Source organism: Rhodopseudomonas boonkerdii, assembly GCF_021184025.1.
Taxonomy (GTDB): Bacteria; Pseudomonadota; Alphaproteobacteria; order Rhizobiales; family Xanthobacteraceae; genus Tardiphaga; species Tardiphaga boonkerdii.
On the sequence record NZ_CP036537.1, the window covers coordinates 597646 to 610982 of the forward strand.

16 protein-coding genes are annotated in these 13337 nt (G+C 60.5%); 7 read left to right on the top strand and 9 right to left on the bottom strand.

The annotated features are described in order from the left end of the window. The first annotated feature begins 59 nt into the window (after positions 1-59). The gene (locus E0H22_RS02780) at positions 60-803 is read left to right on the top strand and encodes a DUF72 domain-containing protein (RefSeq protein WP_233024234.1); all 744 of its coding nucleotides are present in this window, start codon (positions 60-62) and stop codon (positions 801-803) included. A 65-nt stretch (positions 804-868) separates the two neighbouring features. On the opposite strand, the gene E0H22_RS02785 is transcribed toward E0H22_RS02780, so the two are convergent. Continuing rightward, complete coding sequence (locus tag E0H22_RS02785; RefSeq protein WP_233024235.1) at positions 869-1297, bottom strand: CBS domain-containing protein; 429 nt, start codon at positions 1295-1297, stop codon at positions 869-871. 333 nt (positions 1298-1630) lie between these two features. On the opposite strand from E0H22_RS02785, the gene E0H22_RS02790 reads away from it, so the two are divergent. After that, positions 1631-1789 carry a hypothetical protein gene (locus E0H22_RS02790; RefSeq protein ID WP_233024236.1) on the top strand — a complete coding sequence of 53 codons (159 nt, stop codon included), beginning with the start codon at positions 1631-1633 and terminating at the stop codon, positions 1787-1789. Between the two features lie 89 nt (positions 1790-1878). Here the strand turns inward: E0H22_RS02790 and E0H22_RS02795 are convergent, their stop codons facing one another. The 4 genes from E0H22_RS02795 to E0H22_RS02810 all read right to left on the bottom strand — a co-directional run bounded on the left by E0H22_RS02795 (position 1879) and on the right by E0H22_RS02810 (position 3693). After that, on the bottom strand, positions 1879-2073 hold the full coding sequence (locus tag E0H22_RS02795; protein ID WP_233024237.1) for a hypothetical protein: 195 nt from the start codon (positions 2071-2073) through the stop codon (positions 1879-1881). A 222-nt stretch (positions 2074-2295) separates the two neighbouring features. Next, positions 2296-2784 carry a YciE/YciF ferroxidase family protein gene (locus E0H22_RS02800; RefSeq protein WP_233024238.1) on the bottom strand — a complete coding sequence of 163 codons (489 nt, stop codon included), beginning with the start codon at positions 2782-2784 and terminating at the stop codon, positions 2296-2298. Positions 2785-3019: 235 nt separating this feature from the next. Continuing rightward, positions 3020-3376, bottom strand: a complete 357-nt coding sequence (locus tag E0H22_RS02805) for a PRC-barrel domain-containing protein (protein ID WP_233024239.1) — start codon at positions 3374-3376, stop codon at positions 3020-3022. Between the two features lie 119 nt (positions 3377-3495). After that, positions 3496-3693: a con-10 family general stress protein gene (locus tag E0H22_RS02810; RefSeq protein ID WP_233024240.1), complete on the bottom strand. Its 198-nt coding sequence runs from the start codon at positions 3691-3693 to the stop codon at positions 3496-3498. 597 nt (positions 3694-4290) lie between these two features. On the opposite strand from E0H22_RS02810, the gene E0H22_RS02815 reads away from it, so the two are divergent. Then, on the top strand, positions 4291-4428 hold the full coding sequence (locus tag E0H22_RS02815) for a hypothetical protein (RefSeq protein WP_233024241.1): 138 nt from the start codon (positions 4291-4293) through the stop codon (positions 4426-4428). 97 nt (positions 4429-4525) lie between these two features. On the opposite strand, the gene E0H22_RS02820 is transcribed toward E0H22_RS02815, so the two are convergent. From E0H22_RS02820 to E0H22_RS02835, 4 genes are all read right to left on the bottom strand, one after another. After that, complete coding sequence (locus E0H22_RS02820; protein ID WP_233026089.1) at positions 4526-4741, bottom strand: hypothetical protein; 216 nt, start codon at positions 4739-4741, stop codon at positions 4526-4528. 182 nt (positions 4742-4923) lie between these two features. Continuing rightward, a complete protein-coding gene (locus E0H22_RS02825; protein ID WP_430715206.1) occupies positions 4924-8481 on the bottom strand; it encodes a molybdopterin cofactor-binding domain-containing protein in 3558 nt (1185 codons plus the stop codon). Continuing rightward, positions 8478-8984 (bottom strand): (2Fe-2S)-binding protein, encoded by a 507-nt coding sequence (locus tag E0H22_RS02830; protein WP_430715257.1) that lies wholly within the window; start codon positions 8982-8984, stop codon positions 8478-8480. Before E0H22_RS02830 ends, E0H22_RS02825 begins: the two co-directional genes overlap by 4 nt. A gap of 52 nt (positions 8985-9036) precedes the next feature. Beyond that, positions 9037-9498 (bottom strand): MarR family winged helix-turn-helix transcriptional regulator, encoded by a 462-nt coding sequence (locus E0H22_RS02835; protein ID WP_233024243.1) that lies wholly within the window; start codon positions 9496-9498, stop codon positions 9037-9039. A gap of 421 nt (positions 9499-9919) precedes the next feature. Between E0H22_RS02835 and E0H22_RS02840 the strand changes: the two genes are divergently transcribed. The 4 genes from E0H22_RS02840 to E0H22_RS02855 are packed head-to-tail and all read left to right on the top strand — an operon-like array spanning position 9920 to position 13288. After that, positions 9920-11068: an FAD-dependent monooxygenase gene (locus E0H22_RS02840; protein ID WP_233024244.1), complete on the top strand. Its 1149-nt coding sequence runs from the start codon at positions 9920-9922 to the stop codon at positions 11066-11068. Beyond that, positions 11065-11883, top strand: a complete 819-nt coding sequence (locus E0H22_RS02845) for an alpha/beta fold hydrolase (protein ID WP_233024245.1) — start codon at positions 11065-11067, stop codon at positions 11881-11883. Before E0H22_RS02840 ends, E0H22_RS02845 begins: the two co-directional genes overlap by 4 nt. After that, positions 11883-12638, top strand: coding sequence for a maleate cis-trans isomerase family protein (locus tag E0H22_RS02850; RefSeq protein ID WP_488267562.1), 756 nt, complete (start codon positions 11883-11885; stop codon positions 12636-12638). Before E0H22_RS02845 ends, E0H22_RS02850 begins: the two co-directional genes overlap by 1 nt. Before the next feature lie 11 nt (positions 12639-12649). Continuing rightward, on the top strand, positions 12650-13288 hold the full coding sequence (locus tag E0H22_RS02855; RefSeq protein WP_233024246.1) for an N-carbamoylsarcosine amidohydrolase: 639 nt from the start codon (positions 12650-12652) through the stop codon (positions 13286-13288). Positions 13289-13337: the final 49 nt, after the last annotated feature.

The following is a 13337-nucleotide window of genomic DNA, read 5'->3' on the forward strand; positions in this document are numbered from 1 at the left end:
CCGGTCCGTCGGTCGCGTTCACCGCGAGATGAAGGCGGACGATACGACGGAGCGTAACCATGGCGCGTGTTCTGGTCGGCACGTCGGGCTGGCACTATCAATCGTGGCGCGGCCCGTTCTTCCCGGATGGTCTGCCGCTCAAACTGCAGCTTCGCTATTACGCCAGCCAGCTGGAGACCACGGAGCTCAACGGTGTCTTCTACCGCACGCCGACGCCGAAAGCGGTGAAAGGCTGGGCGGCGGAAACCGGCAAGGATTTCATTTTCACCTGGAAAGCGTCGAAATTCATCACCCATTGGAAGCGGCTGTCGGCCGCCTCCGAAAACAGTCTCGATCTCATGGAAGATCGTATCGCACTGCTCGGCCGCAAGGCCGGACCGATCCTGTTTCAGCTGCCGCCGCAATTTCCCGCCGATCCAGATCGCTTGTCCGCCTTCGTCCGTCTGCTGTCGAAGAAGCGGCGTTACTGTTTCGAGTTCCGTCACCCCAGCTGGTACCAGCCAACGGTGCTTCGCATCCTGAAGGATCGCAATATCGCGCTGTGCCTGTCGGATCATCACGACGCACCGGCGCCGTGGCGGCGCACAGCGGATTTCGTCTATGTCCGCGGTCACGGTCCCGGTGGACGCTATCGCGGGCACTACACCGCGAGGACGCTCCGGCAATGGGCCGAGCGGATCACGTCCTGGCGCAAGCAGGGTTGCGACGTATTCGTCTATTTCGACAACGATCAAAAAAGCGCTGCGCCTGCCGATGCCTTGAAGCTCCGCCAGTTGCTGAAGCCGGCGCGCGCCCGCTCCTGACGGGCCGGAAGCTTTTCTCGAAAAGCAATGCGGCCCGCCGGATCGTGCGCATATGAGGTCGGCGATCAAATCTGGGTATGCTGGCCGCCAGGCCGCGAGATGCTGCTGAGCGCTTGGCCGGCGCTGTCCCATGTCTCTCGCGCGACATCGCCCAAGGCAATGATTCCGACCAGACGCTTGTCGCGATCGAGGACGGGCAGGCGCCTCACCTGGAGATCGGCCATGTTCTGGCAGATATCCTCGAGTTCATCGTCTTCGAAGCAGTATCTGACTTCCTCTGTCATTGCTTCTCCGACCGGCGTGTCGGGGCCGCGGCCCTTGGCGACGGCACGCACCGCAATATCGCGGTCGGCGATCATCCCGACCAGGCGATCATTCTCCCCGACCGGCAGCAAGCCGATGCCTTGCGTCGCCATCGCCTCCGCGGCCATCTGGACGGTTTCGGACGGGTTCACGATACATACGTTCGGGGTCATGACTTCACTGATCCGCATGTCAGGCTCCTTCGCGGGTTGCATGCGCGTAGGACGGATCAAAGCCGACCTTGTTCCTCGACGACGATCGGTTTTTGCCTTGGTGATAGAACGCGCGGATGATTTCCGCGCATCGCCCGACAGGAAGATTGTAGCCGACGCTGCTCTCAGCCGAGGCGGAACAGGGTGCAATGATAGCTGTTTTAGGGACATGCGGAGCGAGATGGCCGTGAGATCAGATTGTTCCTTCGAACTCCAATTTCCATGACGCACGACGGAAGGGATGGGCGGGATTTGCCGATCACGGTCGACAAGATTTTGAACGTGCAGCACCTGGCGTGAGAGGAGGATAACATGAGCAAGGAAACACCGAAGGACGATCCCCGGCAGCGGACCGACTGGGGCTCTCAAAAGCAGACCGAGGAGCCTTGGAATGGGCCGCCGGAAAAGGATCAGTTCGATCCCAAGAGCAAGCCGGACCTCGAGAAGTGGAAAGATACAAAGACACACTAGGCAGGATTTGAGGACGAGTAGCGTTGTCGTGCCGGGAGCTTGCAGATGGCAAGGCATCAATGCGGTGTAATTCCCGTCCGGTTCGTCGATTACGCGATTGCGGTCGGCTTTGGCGGATGCGCCGTCCGGGGATGACGGTCATGCAGAGCAGTTGCCAGCATATTTGCACTTACGGCGTCGCCGGTGGCGGCCTTGAACAACAATCTTTGCGCATCGGGCGGCAGGTCGGGCCAGACCTCGAGGGCGGCCCGTCCGAGAAGAGCTGCGATCTGTATGTCGTTCATCCGTATCTCCAGCTGCAAAAAGGCACCCGAACGCCGAGGAGGTTTTCCATCGCTTGAAAATCAGCGGCTCGACACCGAAGGTTTGAATGACCGCCTGATATGATCGGATGAAATTCCGACACGGTTCGGGGTTGCGATGCGATGTAGATAAAAAGACGGGCGGATCGGCACGATCCGCTCGTCTTCATGTCCGCTGTTCACGTAGAGGTCTGATCGGTCTCTTTAGGCCGCCTGAGCATTGAGAGCCGAAGTCGCGAGCTTCGATAGCGCGTCGTCGGTCTTCTTTTCCTCGGCGAGGGTCAGATCGATGAGCTTGATTGCATCCTTGTGGCCGAGGGTTGCGGCCCACGTCTTCAACGTGCCGTAACGGGAGATTTCGTAATGTTCGACCGCCTGGGCCGCGGCCAGCAGGCCCGGATCGAGGGCCGGCGTATCGGCATATTCCTCCATGATCTCTTTGCCCTCGTCGAGAATGCCTTCGATCGCGTCGCACTTCTTGCCGCGGGCTGCCTTTCCGAGCGCTTCAAAGATCTGTTCGAGCCGATCGATCTGCTCTTCTGTCTCGACATGATGCTTTTCGAAGGCGGCGCGAAGCTGGTCCGAACTCGCCGCCTTTGCCATTCTTGGCAGCGCTTTGTAGATCTGTTTTTCGGCGTAATAGATATCCTTGAGCGTGTCGAGGAAGAGATCGTTCAGGTCTTTGTCGGCCATGGCTGTAATCCTTGAAGTGTGAGAAGGGTTTTTCAATGCTGACTTTCGCGCGGTGTTCCAGAACACATCGGTAGCGTCTGTAATGTTCGGCGGAACATCACCCGTTTCGAGAAGATGCGGTTGATCGAGGGGCCCTGCTTCAGATTGGGCAATCCGCCTAGTCGCGGGGGCTCTCGCTAACTGAGTTCGCCGCACGCCTTCCAAACAAAGTCCGGCGAGGCGCGGCAGCGGAATGTCAAACCCATGGGGTTCCGTAATAGTCGTAGACTGATCGCGAGCGCCTCGTGTCCGACCAATCCCAGCTGTCATTCACGCCGTATTTCGGCGCACCATCGAGCTGGGCCCTGGTGATATTGGTGACGTAGCCTTCCAAGTCCGTGTTGTACTTCAATGTCTGCCACGGCAGGGGATAGTGGTCGTTGCCGATGCCGAGGAAACCGCCAAAGCTGAGGACCGCAAAGCCCACCTCGCCGCTCACCTTGTCGATCATCACCCGCTCGATAGATCCGATCTTCTCGCTGTCGGGGCCGTAAACCGCAGTGCCCTCGACCTTGTCGCTGCCAATCAGATTTCCAATCTCGTCATTCGCCATTTCAGTCTCCCTCGGTTTGTGCCCGGTAAACCGGAAGTATCGGGTGTTGTTCCGGAGCAAATTGTTGCACGAGAAAAGCCCGGCCGAAGCCGGGCTTTTCCGCTTGCATCGCGCGGCGATTACCGCTGACCGCCCTTGCGACCTGCCTCGCTGGCACGATCGGGATTCTGAGCGAAGTTGCCTCCGCCCTGCTGACCCTTGCTGCTACCGCTTTGGGACTGTTGATGGCTATGTTCGCCACCCTTGTGTCCTGCTTCCGATGCGCGCTCGCGGTCGTTCGCGAAATTACCCGAGCCGCCACGTTCCGTATTTGCCATGTTTGTCTCCATCGGCTGTTTTCCTGCCTTGCACGTCAATCACTGAAATTCGGATTGGTTGTCCCACATTGGTGGAGAATCGATGGCGTTATCAGGACGCCAGTTGCGGGCGCATCAGAAACGCCGCTTGTTGTCCGGCATCCCGCCCGAGAAACGGAACATAGACGTGTGGTTGTTGTTCTTCGCACGAAACTGAACGCATGAAGGACACTCCCATGACGGCGCTCTGTTGGAATGACAGGAATAAGAAGGGGACTGACGCTTCACAGCGGGCAAACACATGTAAAGCGCTATATGGAGCCGCTAACCAGTCTGACTCAGGAAGGGAAAAGTCGATACGACCTTCCTGGTGACCCATCGCAGTACACATCTCGAAGAAGGTCCGGACCTTTACAACCCTTCAAGGAAAAGAAGGACGGCTGTGTAAAGGTTGTTTTCCATCCCGCCGGATAGTCGCCGGCTCCGCGCCGGCGCAGTCATTCGCACATGATCTGGCAAGCTCGAATACGATAGGGTTCCATGTCGACTGATCAATCAAATCCCCCGCCCAAGGGAGCTGCAAGATTTGCGGCTATCGCAGCCGTGATCGTGGCTTTCATGATTGTCGCGATCTTCGTCGGAATGAATGTGCAGCACGCGAAAACGCTGCGCGAAGAACAGGCGGGGCAGATCAAGCCGCAGGATAAGCCAATGCATGAAAAGGATCTGTCGAAGTCGCCGCCTGATCGGAGGTGACATTCGACGGTTCAGTTTCGCACGATGACCCACGAACGCGAAAACTATCGGCGGGATTGGAAATACGCGCTATGGCCGCGAGGCTGACTCGTGAAAATCAGTTTGTAGCGGCGCCAAGCGCTGTTCGATTGCCCGCCTCGTGACCGGGCGCGCTGACATGAACCTCATGACCTTGCCGAATCGCGAGCGATGCTGCGGTGACGGCTGCTTCAAAGGCAGCCTCCTTCGTATCGTATTTGCCCTCGACATTTCCGTCGTGAAGGATGCTCCATTGGCCGCTGTGATCGATCACCGCATAGTTTGCCAGTCCCATTTTCTTGTCCTCCAGCGTCGGGAAACCATCTCGATCATTTCCAAAGCAGCAGAAGCGGCGTTGTTCCGTTCCTGCGGTCGTCTGAGGCACAGCGGAGGGGCTGGTGCGAACCCAACTATTCCGTTAAAAGTATTCCGATCATGTCGGATCGCAGGCATGTTCAACGAGCGGCGGTTCGTCGTTCAGTGTGCTTGCGCTGTGTGAGGGGCAGAGGACGCCGATTGACTGGCGGCGACCGCTTGCTCGACGTGTTGCCAGGGGGCTTTGTCCGGGGCGAAACGTGCGCGCAGGTAGCGCACGAGAGCGGCGGTCGTGTCGCTATGGAGCGATCCTGCAAAGGCCGGCATCGCCATGGTTTCATCCCGTGTACCGACGGGAAGGGGAATCCCCTGATGAATGGCGCTGATCACATTGGTGGGCGACACAGCGTGAAGATTGGTGTTGAGAGCCAGCGACGCGATCCGGCTATCGCCGCCGTGACAGGCTGCACATGCACCTTCGAACACCCGCGCGCCGACCGGCTCCAGCAGGCTCGCATTCAGCGCGGCCTTGTCGGAAGCAGCGACAATGGCTTCCGGGCTGTTGGCTGTAGAAGATGGTTCGTTAAAGCTGGCCAGATAAGTTGCCATCGCCCGAATATCTGAATCCGGAAGCGGCTGTAGCGATTCTATCACATGAGCCATGGGGCCGGCTGCACCACCGTGGTGATGCGACCGGCCTGTGCGCAGATAGTCGTAGAGCGCCTGCTCGGTCCAGCCGACGGGCGAAAGCGATGCGGTCGTCAGCGCGGGGGCGTCCCAGCCATCTGCAAAGCCGCCGGCAAGATGCGCTGCGCCTTTTGCTTCGGCACCCACGGCATTGCGCGGCGAATGGCAGGCCGAGCAATGGCCCAGTCCTTCGACAAGCTCGGCGCCGCGATTCCATTCCGGCGACCGGCTCGCATCGACCGGCGCCGGCGAGCTCGACAGGAACAGGGCATTCCATCCGGCCATCAAGGAGCGGATGTTGAATGGAAACTTCAGTTCGGTGCGCGGCGTGACGGCATTGGATGGGCTTTGCGTCATCAGGAACGCATAGAGCGCCTGCAGATCCGTTTCGCTGGCCTTGGCGAAGGATGTGTAGGGGTGCGCGGGATAGAGGTGATGGCCGTCGCGCGATACACCCTGTCGCATGGCGCGCTCGAACGCCGGATAGCTCCAGCTGCCGATCCCGGCTGCACTGTCCGGCGTGATGTTGCTGGCATAGACCGTGCCGAACGGCGTTTCCAAAGCGCGTCCGCCGCCGAATGGCCTGCCGTCATTGCCGACATGGCAGACGTTGCAGGCGCCGATGGCTGCGGCGAGGCGGCCGCGCTCGATCGTCGCCTGCGAATAGGTGTCCGTTGCCGGTCGGGCGATCGGCGAAATGGCCGATGCCCAGGGCAGGATCGCAGCGCCAGTCGCCAATGCGCCTGCGAAGGCGCCAGCGAGCGGCCATGTCCAGCGACGTTTGGCTGCTGCAACCCGCACCTCCCTGGCATCAGGCGGTGGCAGCGGGTTCAGCGCAGCGCGAACCTTCTCCGGCGTCAGCGGCAATTCACGGAAGCGGATGCCGGTCGCATCGAAGATCGCGTTGGTGATGGCGGCGGCGCTGGGCACCGATGCGGATTCGCCGGCGCCGAGCGGCTCTTCGTCCTGGCGCGGCACGAGCAGAACATCGATATCCGGCACATCCGGAAATTTCAGGATCGGATAGGCGCCCCATTCGAGACTGGCGACGCCCGTCTGGGAGAACTGGACCTCTTCCTTCAGGACGCGGCTTGTGGACTGGATGATATTGCCGTGGATCTGGTGTTTCACCCCGTCGGGGTTGATGACCTGACCGGTGTCCTGACCACAGACGACACGCGTCACGGCGATCTCGCCGGTGACCTTGTTGACGGCGACATCGGCAACCCAGGCGGCCCAGGCCGCGGCCTTGCCCGGAAACTTGCCGTGGATATAGACCGCATAGGCAAAGCCGCGCCCATAAAGAATGTCGCCGCTGGAGCCGTGCGAGAACGGCCCAATATGCGGCTGCCAGCCGGCACGCTCGGCGACAGCCTTGACCAGATCGATGGCACGCGGATCGGTGAGATAACGCAGCCGGTATTCGATCGGATCGACCTGTGCCGCGACGGCGAGTTCGTCTATGAACGATTCATGTGCGAAGGAGTTCGGCATCGCCGACACGCCGCGAAACCACGATGCGCGCGCGATCGGCGGCATGTCGTGCACCCGCACGCGCATGTTCGAAATCATGTAAGGCGGAATCGCGGTGCGATCGCCCATCTCGGCGACATCGGCAATCGGCGGCGCCTTGCCGGTGAGAATCAGCGGCAGGCTCGGAGCAAGGTTCGACGGATACCGCGTCTCGAAATCATAGGCTGCGGGGCCGCCTTCGTCATCGAGCGCGCCGCGGACGTCGATGACCTGAGCCGCGCCTTTCGGCTCCCAGGCGTGCTCCTGCTCGCGCGTGAGCTGGACGCGTACGGGACGCTTGACCGCGCGCGAGAGCAGGGCAGCATCGAGCGTCACGTCGTCGGCGCAGTTGCGGCCATAGCACCCGGCCGCCTCCTGCCGCTCGACCACGATGCGGTCCTCGGGCATGTCCATCAGCCTGGCAAGGTCGGCGCGGACCGGAAACGGATTCTGCGTACCCGACCAGACGATCAGATGGTCGTCCTGCCAATCCGCGACGGCACAGGACGGGCCGATCGAGCCATGCATCTGATACGGCCAGATATAGGATCGTTCGAACGACGATGCGGAGCCCTTTAACGTCGTCTCGACGTCGCCTTTGTCGGTCAGGACGCGCGTCGTGGATCTGTTGTTGCGCAGGGGCATTTCCGGCGCATTGAGATCGGGAATGATGGGCGGCGCGCGCCACACCACCTTGAGGGCCTTCATGGCCCGGATCGCATGTTCCTCGCGCTCGGCGACGACGCCGACGAAATCGCCGAGGACGACGACACCGATCAGGCCGGGAATTCCTGCTACGGAAGATTCATCGACGCTGATCAGGCTGTGCCCGACATGGGGACCGGCATCGAAGCCCATATATGGAGGACGAATGACGCGTCCATGGGCCATTCCGGGCACGCGAACATCGTGCACATAATGGAAGTCGCCGGTGGCTTTCTGTGGAATGTCGGTGCGGGCCTGTCTGTGACCGACGATCGTATAGTCTTCAGTCGGCTTGAGTTTCACCTCGGGATCGAGCGGCAGTCTTAGCGCGCGGCCTTTGATCAGATCGGCGAGCGTAACGAAGAGGTTCGCGCTCTCCGCATTCGGTTCCTTGGCCGGATCGAGGCGAAAAACGCCGTCCCTGCTCAGCTGCAGCAAACCCGGTTGCGTGCCAATGCGATCCGCAGCACGCGCGAACAGGAATTCGCGTGCGGTGGCCGCTGCCTGACGGAGTGGAACGGCCGTGATCTGGATTGTTTCGCTCGCAATCGTTGCACCCTGATTCGGTGCGACGGCCGTCGAGCCGAGAACCATGGTGACGTTGTCGAAGGGAACGTTGAGTTCTTCTGCGACGATCTGGGCCAGTGCGGTTCGAATGCCCGTTCCGAGATCGACGTGACCGTTGAAAGCGGTGACGGATCCGTCGGGATAAACGGCGATATACAGCTCTTTGACGCCTGCAGCCTCGCCATGAACGAGAAGGACGTCGCCATTCGACCAGTATTCGATGGCCGGCCGATCGTGTGGAGCGCTCACTGAAGATCCTCTCGGACGCTTTGGGCTTCGTCTCTGTAGATCGTTGCAGCCGAGCGCGCGGCAGCCAGGATCTCCATATGCGTGCCGCAACGACACAAATGATGACGAAGCGCGCCGCGGATGTCATCCTCGCTTGGCGATGGGGTTCGCTTGAGCAACGCGACGATCGCAATGATCATTCCGTTGAGGCAATAGCCACATTGGGCGGCTTGGTTCTGGATGAACGCCGTTTGAACCGGATGAGGTGCTGCGGCGGTGCCGAGCCCTTCGAGCGTGATAACCGATTTCCCCGAAAGAGCGCCGACGGGAACGGCGCAGGATCGCGCGGCATGATCGTCGATCAGAACGGCGCAGGCGCCGCATTCGCCCAGCCCGCAACCGTATTTCGGTCCGTTGAGGCGAAAATCATTTCGAAGGATATAGAGCAGCGGCGTTTCGGGCTCCGCCGTGATCCGCGTAGCTTCGCCATTGACGGTCAGATCAATCTCGATGGCGCCGTTCAGCATATCGACCCCGTCACGTTGGCCGGTGCGGATACCCTGCCTTGGCCTTCGCTTATTCCTGCAACATCTGCCGCAAAGTATAAACCAGCGCCATTCGCTCGCCGGGATTGAGTGGTCCGAAAGTCAGCTCGGTGATCTCCGCAGCGCGCGGAATCATGTGCTCCAGCATATCCGCCCCCGCCGCGGTCAGCGCGACGATGACCTTCCTGCCATCGACCGGGTCTTTCGCCAACGATACCAGACGCCGCGCCTTCAAGCGTTCGATGATGCCGCGGATCGTTGCCTGGTCGACGCCGGTCGCTTTCACCAGCTCGCCCTGGGATTGCGGACCTTTGTCGCGCAGCGCGCATAGCGTCGAAAACTGTACGCTGGTCAGCTCGGAGTCGCCCGTATTGGCCTGGAAGATCGCCAGATGGCGTTGATAGGCCCGACGCAGCAGAAAGCCGATCTGATCGGAAAAGACGTAAGCTGATTCCGGCTTGCTGACACTGCGATCCGGCGGTGGGTCTTGCATTGCGGTTCAGCCTCTCATGCTCGCCATCGTTTTCGGATGGATATGGAGTGGCTAAGGTGCCGGCATGCCTTGATGCAAGCTTCATTTTGGCGTGTCCAAAAAGTTCGAGCCGTCCGTCGTCATCCAGACCGACATCAGCAATCCGAGTTTCGGATTAGCGACCGCATCGCATCACCGTCGGCAGATCTCTCGTCCAAATTATATGTAGTGTGTGCGCTATTTATTGATGCCAAGAGACGATTGTCAATCGACAGAATGTTCTTCAGAGCTGCGCTAAAATGTTGCGACACGGCAGTTTTTTACGCACGCGCAGCATAAAAAGTGTGCGAAGGACGTATTGCGTCTCCGAATAAATAGTGTGTACGCTATAAAAATTGATTATTGGTCAGTCTCACTGATCAACACTGGAGCGAAACCTACGATGTCCAACACCCCTCGCATTGCCATTGTCGGAGCTGGTCTGGGAGGCGCCTGCGCGGCTGTCCTGCTGCAGAAAGCCGGTTTCCAGGTCGACGTGTTCGAGCAGGCGCCGGCATTCTCGCGACTCGGCGCCGGCATCCATATGGGGCCGAACGTGATGAAGATCTTCCGCCGGATGGGGATCGAGGACGCCGTCGCCAACAAGGGCTCGAAGCCTGATTTCTGGTTCAGCCGCGATGGCAATACCGGCGATTACATGTCGCGGATCAAGCTCGGCGAATTCGCGGTGAAGGAATATGGTGCGCCTTACGTGACCATTCATCGCGGCGACCTGCACGAGTTTCAGATCGCTGCATTCGGCGACGCCAGGCTGCATTACGACAAGAAGCTGGTCGAGTGTCATGACGATGGCGCCGGCGTCGACCTCGTGTTTGAGGACGGCACACGTCACCGCGCCGACATTGTCGTCGGAGCTGACGGCATCAATTCGAAGCTTCGCGAGCACCTGTTCGGCGCCGAGCGCCCGAAGGACACCGGTTGGGTCGGGCATCGCGCGCTCATTCGCGGCGATGCGCTGAAGAAGCATGCGTTTCCGTTCGAGCCTTGCGTCAAGTGGTGGACCGCCGACCGTCACCTGATGGTTTATTACACCACCGATGCACGTGACGAATATTACTTCGTGAGCGGCGTGCCGCATCCGAAGTGGGAGCACGACACGGCTTTCGTGCCTTGCAGCCGGGACGACATGTTCAAGGACTTCGAGGGCTATCACCCGGAAGTCCAGGCGCTGATCGAGGTCGCCGAAGACATCACCAAGTGGCCGCTGTTCTATCGCGATCCGTTGCCGGCCTGGAGCCAGGGCCGCATTGTTCTGCTCGGCGACGCCTGCCATCCCATGAAGCCGCACATGGCGCAGGGCGCCGCGATGGCGATCGAGGATGGCGCGATGCTGGCGCGATGCCTTGAAGAAACCGGGCTGTCGGACTTCGACACGGCGTTCAAGCTTTACGAAGGCAATCGCCGAGAGCGTGCGTCGCGGGTGCAGTCGGTGTCGAACGCAAACACGTGGCTGCGCACGCAGGAAGATCCCGCTTGGGTGTTCGGCTATGACATTTTCAATCATCCGCTGCGCAGCGAGGTCGCTGCATGAGTGCGCTGGCTCGATCCGGCTTCAACGTTGCCGCCAACGGCATCCGCCAGCACGTCCTGCGCTACGGGCACCGCGGCCAGCCACTGGTGATCGTTCCGGGCATTACCAGTCCGGCCATCACCTGGGAGTTCGTCGCTGAAGCATTGGCCGGGCAGTGCGACACCTATGTCGTCGATGTGCGCGGTCGCGGGTTGTCATCGTCGGAGCCCGAACTCGACTATGGCGTCGATGCGATGGCTGATGATCTCACCGGCCTGCTCGACGCGCTGAAACTGGACAATGCCATTGTGCTTGGCCATTCGATGGGCGCCCGTATCGCAGCGCGTGCGGCAAGCAAGCAACCTGCCCGTATGGCGCGTCTCATCCTCGTCGATCCGCCGGTCTCCGGTCCGGGTCGCCGTGCCTATCCGTCGAAGCTACCCTGGTACACGGACTCGATCCGGCTGGCGACCGCCGGTATCGATGCGGACGGCATGCGTTCTTTTTGTCCGACCTGGACGGAAGAGCAACTCGCTTTGCGCGCCGAATGGCTTCACACCTGTTACGAGCCTGCGATCGTGAAGGCCTTCAACGACTTTCACGAGACCTCCTTCCACGACGACGTACCTGGTCTCAAACTCCCGACCGCGTTGATGGTGGCGGGGAAGGGCGGCGTGATTCAGTCCGAAGATATCGCCGAACTGTCGTCGCTCAACGACAAGCTCCAGATCGTTCACGTCCCGGATGCAGGCCACATGATTCCCTGGGATGATTTCCCGGGCTTTCTCGGCGCCGTCGACAGCATCCTGGGCACTTCTCTGCGAAAGGCATCCTGATGACCTTCAAGACATTCCGCATCGGTCAGATCGTTCCGAGCTCCAACATCACGATGGAGACCGAGATCCCCGCGATGCTGACGGCTCGCCAGTTGATCCGCCCCGAGCGGTTCACATTCCATTCGGCGCGCATGCGCATGAAGCATGTGACCAAGGAAGAACTCGCGGCGATGGACGCGCAGTCGGACCGCTGTGCCCTGGAACTGTCCGACGCCCGCGTCGACGTGCTCGGCTATGCCTGTCTGGTCGCCATCATGTCGATGGGCCATGGCTATCACCGTGAAAGCCAGGCCCGCCTGCAGAAGGTGACGGCCGAGAACGGCGCTCCCGCGCCGGTGGTCACCAGCGCCGGTGCGCTGGTCGAGGCACTGGGCGTGATCGGCGCCAAGCGCATCGCCGTGGTGGCCCCTTACATGAAGCCGCTGACCAAGATGGTGATCGACTATATCGAAGCCGAAGGCGTCACCGTGGTGACCCATCGTGCGCTCGAGATTTCCGACAATCTCAAGGTCGCTGCGCATGATCCTGCCAAGCTGCCGGGGATCGTGGCCGAACTCGATACGTCGGATGTCGATGCGATCGTGCTGTCGGCTTGCGTGCAGATGCCGTCACTGGCCAGCGTGGCGAAGGTCGAAGCCATGACTGGGAAGCCGACGCTGACGGCCGCCGTTGCCACCACCTATCAGATGCTGAAGGCACTTGATCTGGAGCCGGTCGTTCCCGGCGCCGGTTGCCTGCTCTCCGGCGCCTACTGAGGAAAGCATCGATGAACGAGTCCGCGTCGCAGAACTACAAGGGCGTATGGGGCAATCGCATCGGCTTCGGTAAGCGTCCCGCCATCATCGTCGTCGATTTCATGAAGGCTTACACCACGCCGGGCGCGGCATTGTTCGCGCCGGGTGTCGTCGAGGCTGTTGCCCAAACGCCCGCGCTTCTCGACGCGGCTCGCGGCAATGGCGTGCCGGTCATTCACACCAACATCCTGTATTTCGCGAAAGATGCCGCAGATGGCGGGATCTGGGTGAAGAAGTCGCCTGTGATGGCGGCGATGGTTGCGGGAAACCCGCTTGCCGAATTCTGCGACGGCGTCGAGCCCCAAGCGGGTGAACTCATTATCACAAAGCAATATGCGAGTGCGTTTTTCGGCACCAGTCTTGCACCGACGTTGCACGCGCAATGTATCGATACTGTTGTCCTCGCCGGTTGTTCGACCAGCGGCTGTATCCGCGCTACCGCGGTCGATGCCGTTCAACACGGTTTTCGCACCATCGTGGTGCGGGACTGTGTGGGCGATCGCCACAGCGAACCACATGAGGCCAATCTGTTCGATATCGACGCAAAATATGGCGACGTCATCGGCCTGTCGGAGGCCGTGACGCGTCTTGCCGAACTAGCCGCCCGCTAAGGCATCCGTCGCATCAATATTCGGGTCCTCGAACCCACAAAAGTGAGGA

What these genes read in the sequence shown, in the direction of transcription:
- E0H22_RS02850 (WP_488267562.1), top strand. Translation starts at nt 11,883, where the DNA reads ATGACCTTCAAGACATTCCGCATCGGTCAGATCGTTCCGAGCTCCAAC.
- E0H22_RS02820 (WP_233026089.1), bottom strand. Translation starts at nt 4,741, where the DNA reads ATGGGACTGGCAAACTATGCGGTGATCGATCACAGCGGCCAATGGAGC.
- E0H22_RS02800 (WP_233024238.1), bottom strand. Translation starts at nt 2,784, where the DNA reads ATGGCCGACAAAGACCTGAACGATCTCTTCCTCGACACGCTCAAGGAT.
- E0H22_RS02845 (WP_233024245.1), top strand. Translation starts at nt 11,065, where the DNA reads ATGAGTGCGCTGGCTCGATCCGGCTTCAACGTTGCCGCCAACGGCATC.
- E0H22_RS02810 (WP_233024240.1), bottom strand. Translation starts at nt 3,693, where the DNA reads ATGGCAAATACGGAACGTGGCGGCTCGGGTAATTTCGCGAACGACCGC.
- E0H22_RS02835 (WP_233024243.1), bottom strand. Translation starts at nt 9,498, where the DNA reads ATGCAAGACCCACCGCCGGATCGCAGTGTCAGCAAGCCGGAATCAGCT.
- E0H22_RS02780 (WP_233024234.1), top strand. Translation starts at nt 60, where the DNA reads ATGGCGCGTGTTCTGGTCGGCACGTCGGGCTGGCACTATCAATCGTGG.
- E0H22_RS02815 (WP_233024241.1), top strand. Translation starts at nt 4,291, where the DNA reads ATGATTGTCGCGATCTTCGTCGGAATGAATGTGCAGCACGCGAAAACG.
- E0H22_RS02855 (WP_233024246.1), top strand. Translation starts at nt 12,650, where the DNA reads ATGAACGAGTCCGCGTCGCAGAACTACAAGGGCGTATGGGGCAATCGC.
- E0H22_RS02840 (WP_233024244.1), top strand. Translation starts at nt 9,920, where the DNA reads ATGTCCAACACCCCTCGCATTGCCATTGTCGGAGCTGGTCTGGGAGGC.
- E0H22_RS02790 (WP_233024236.1), top strand. Translation starts at nt 1,631, where the DNA reads ATGAGCAAGGAAACACCGAAGGACGATCCCCGGCAGCGGACCGACTGG.
- E0H22_RS02795 (WP_233024237.1), bottom strand. Translation starts at nt 2,073, where the DNA reads ATGAACGACATACAGATCGCAGCTCTTCTCGGACGGGCCGCCCTCGAG.
- E0H22_RS02805 (WP_233024239.1), bottom strand. Translation starts at nt 3,376, where the DNA reads ATGGCGAATGACGAGATTGGAAATCTGATTGGCAGCGACAAGGTCGAG.
- E0H22_RS02785 (WP_233024235.1), bottom strand. Translation starts at nt 1,297, where the DNA reads ATGCGGATCAGTGAAGTCATGACCCCGAACGTATGTATCGTGAACCCG.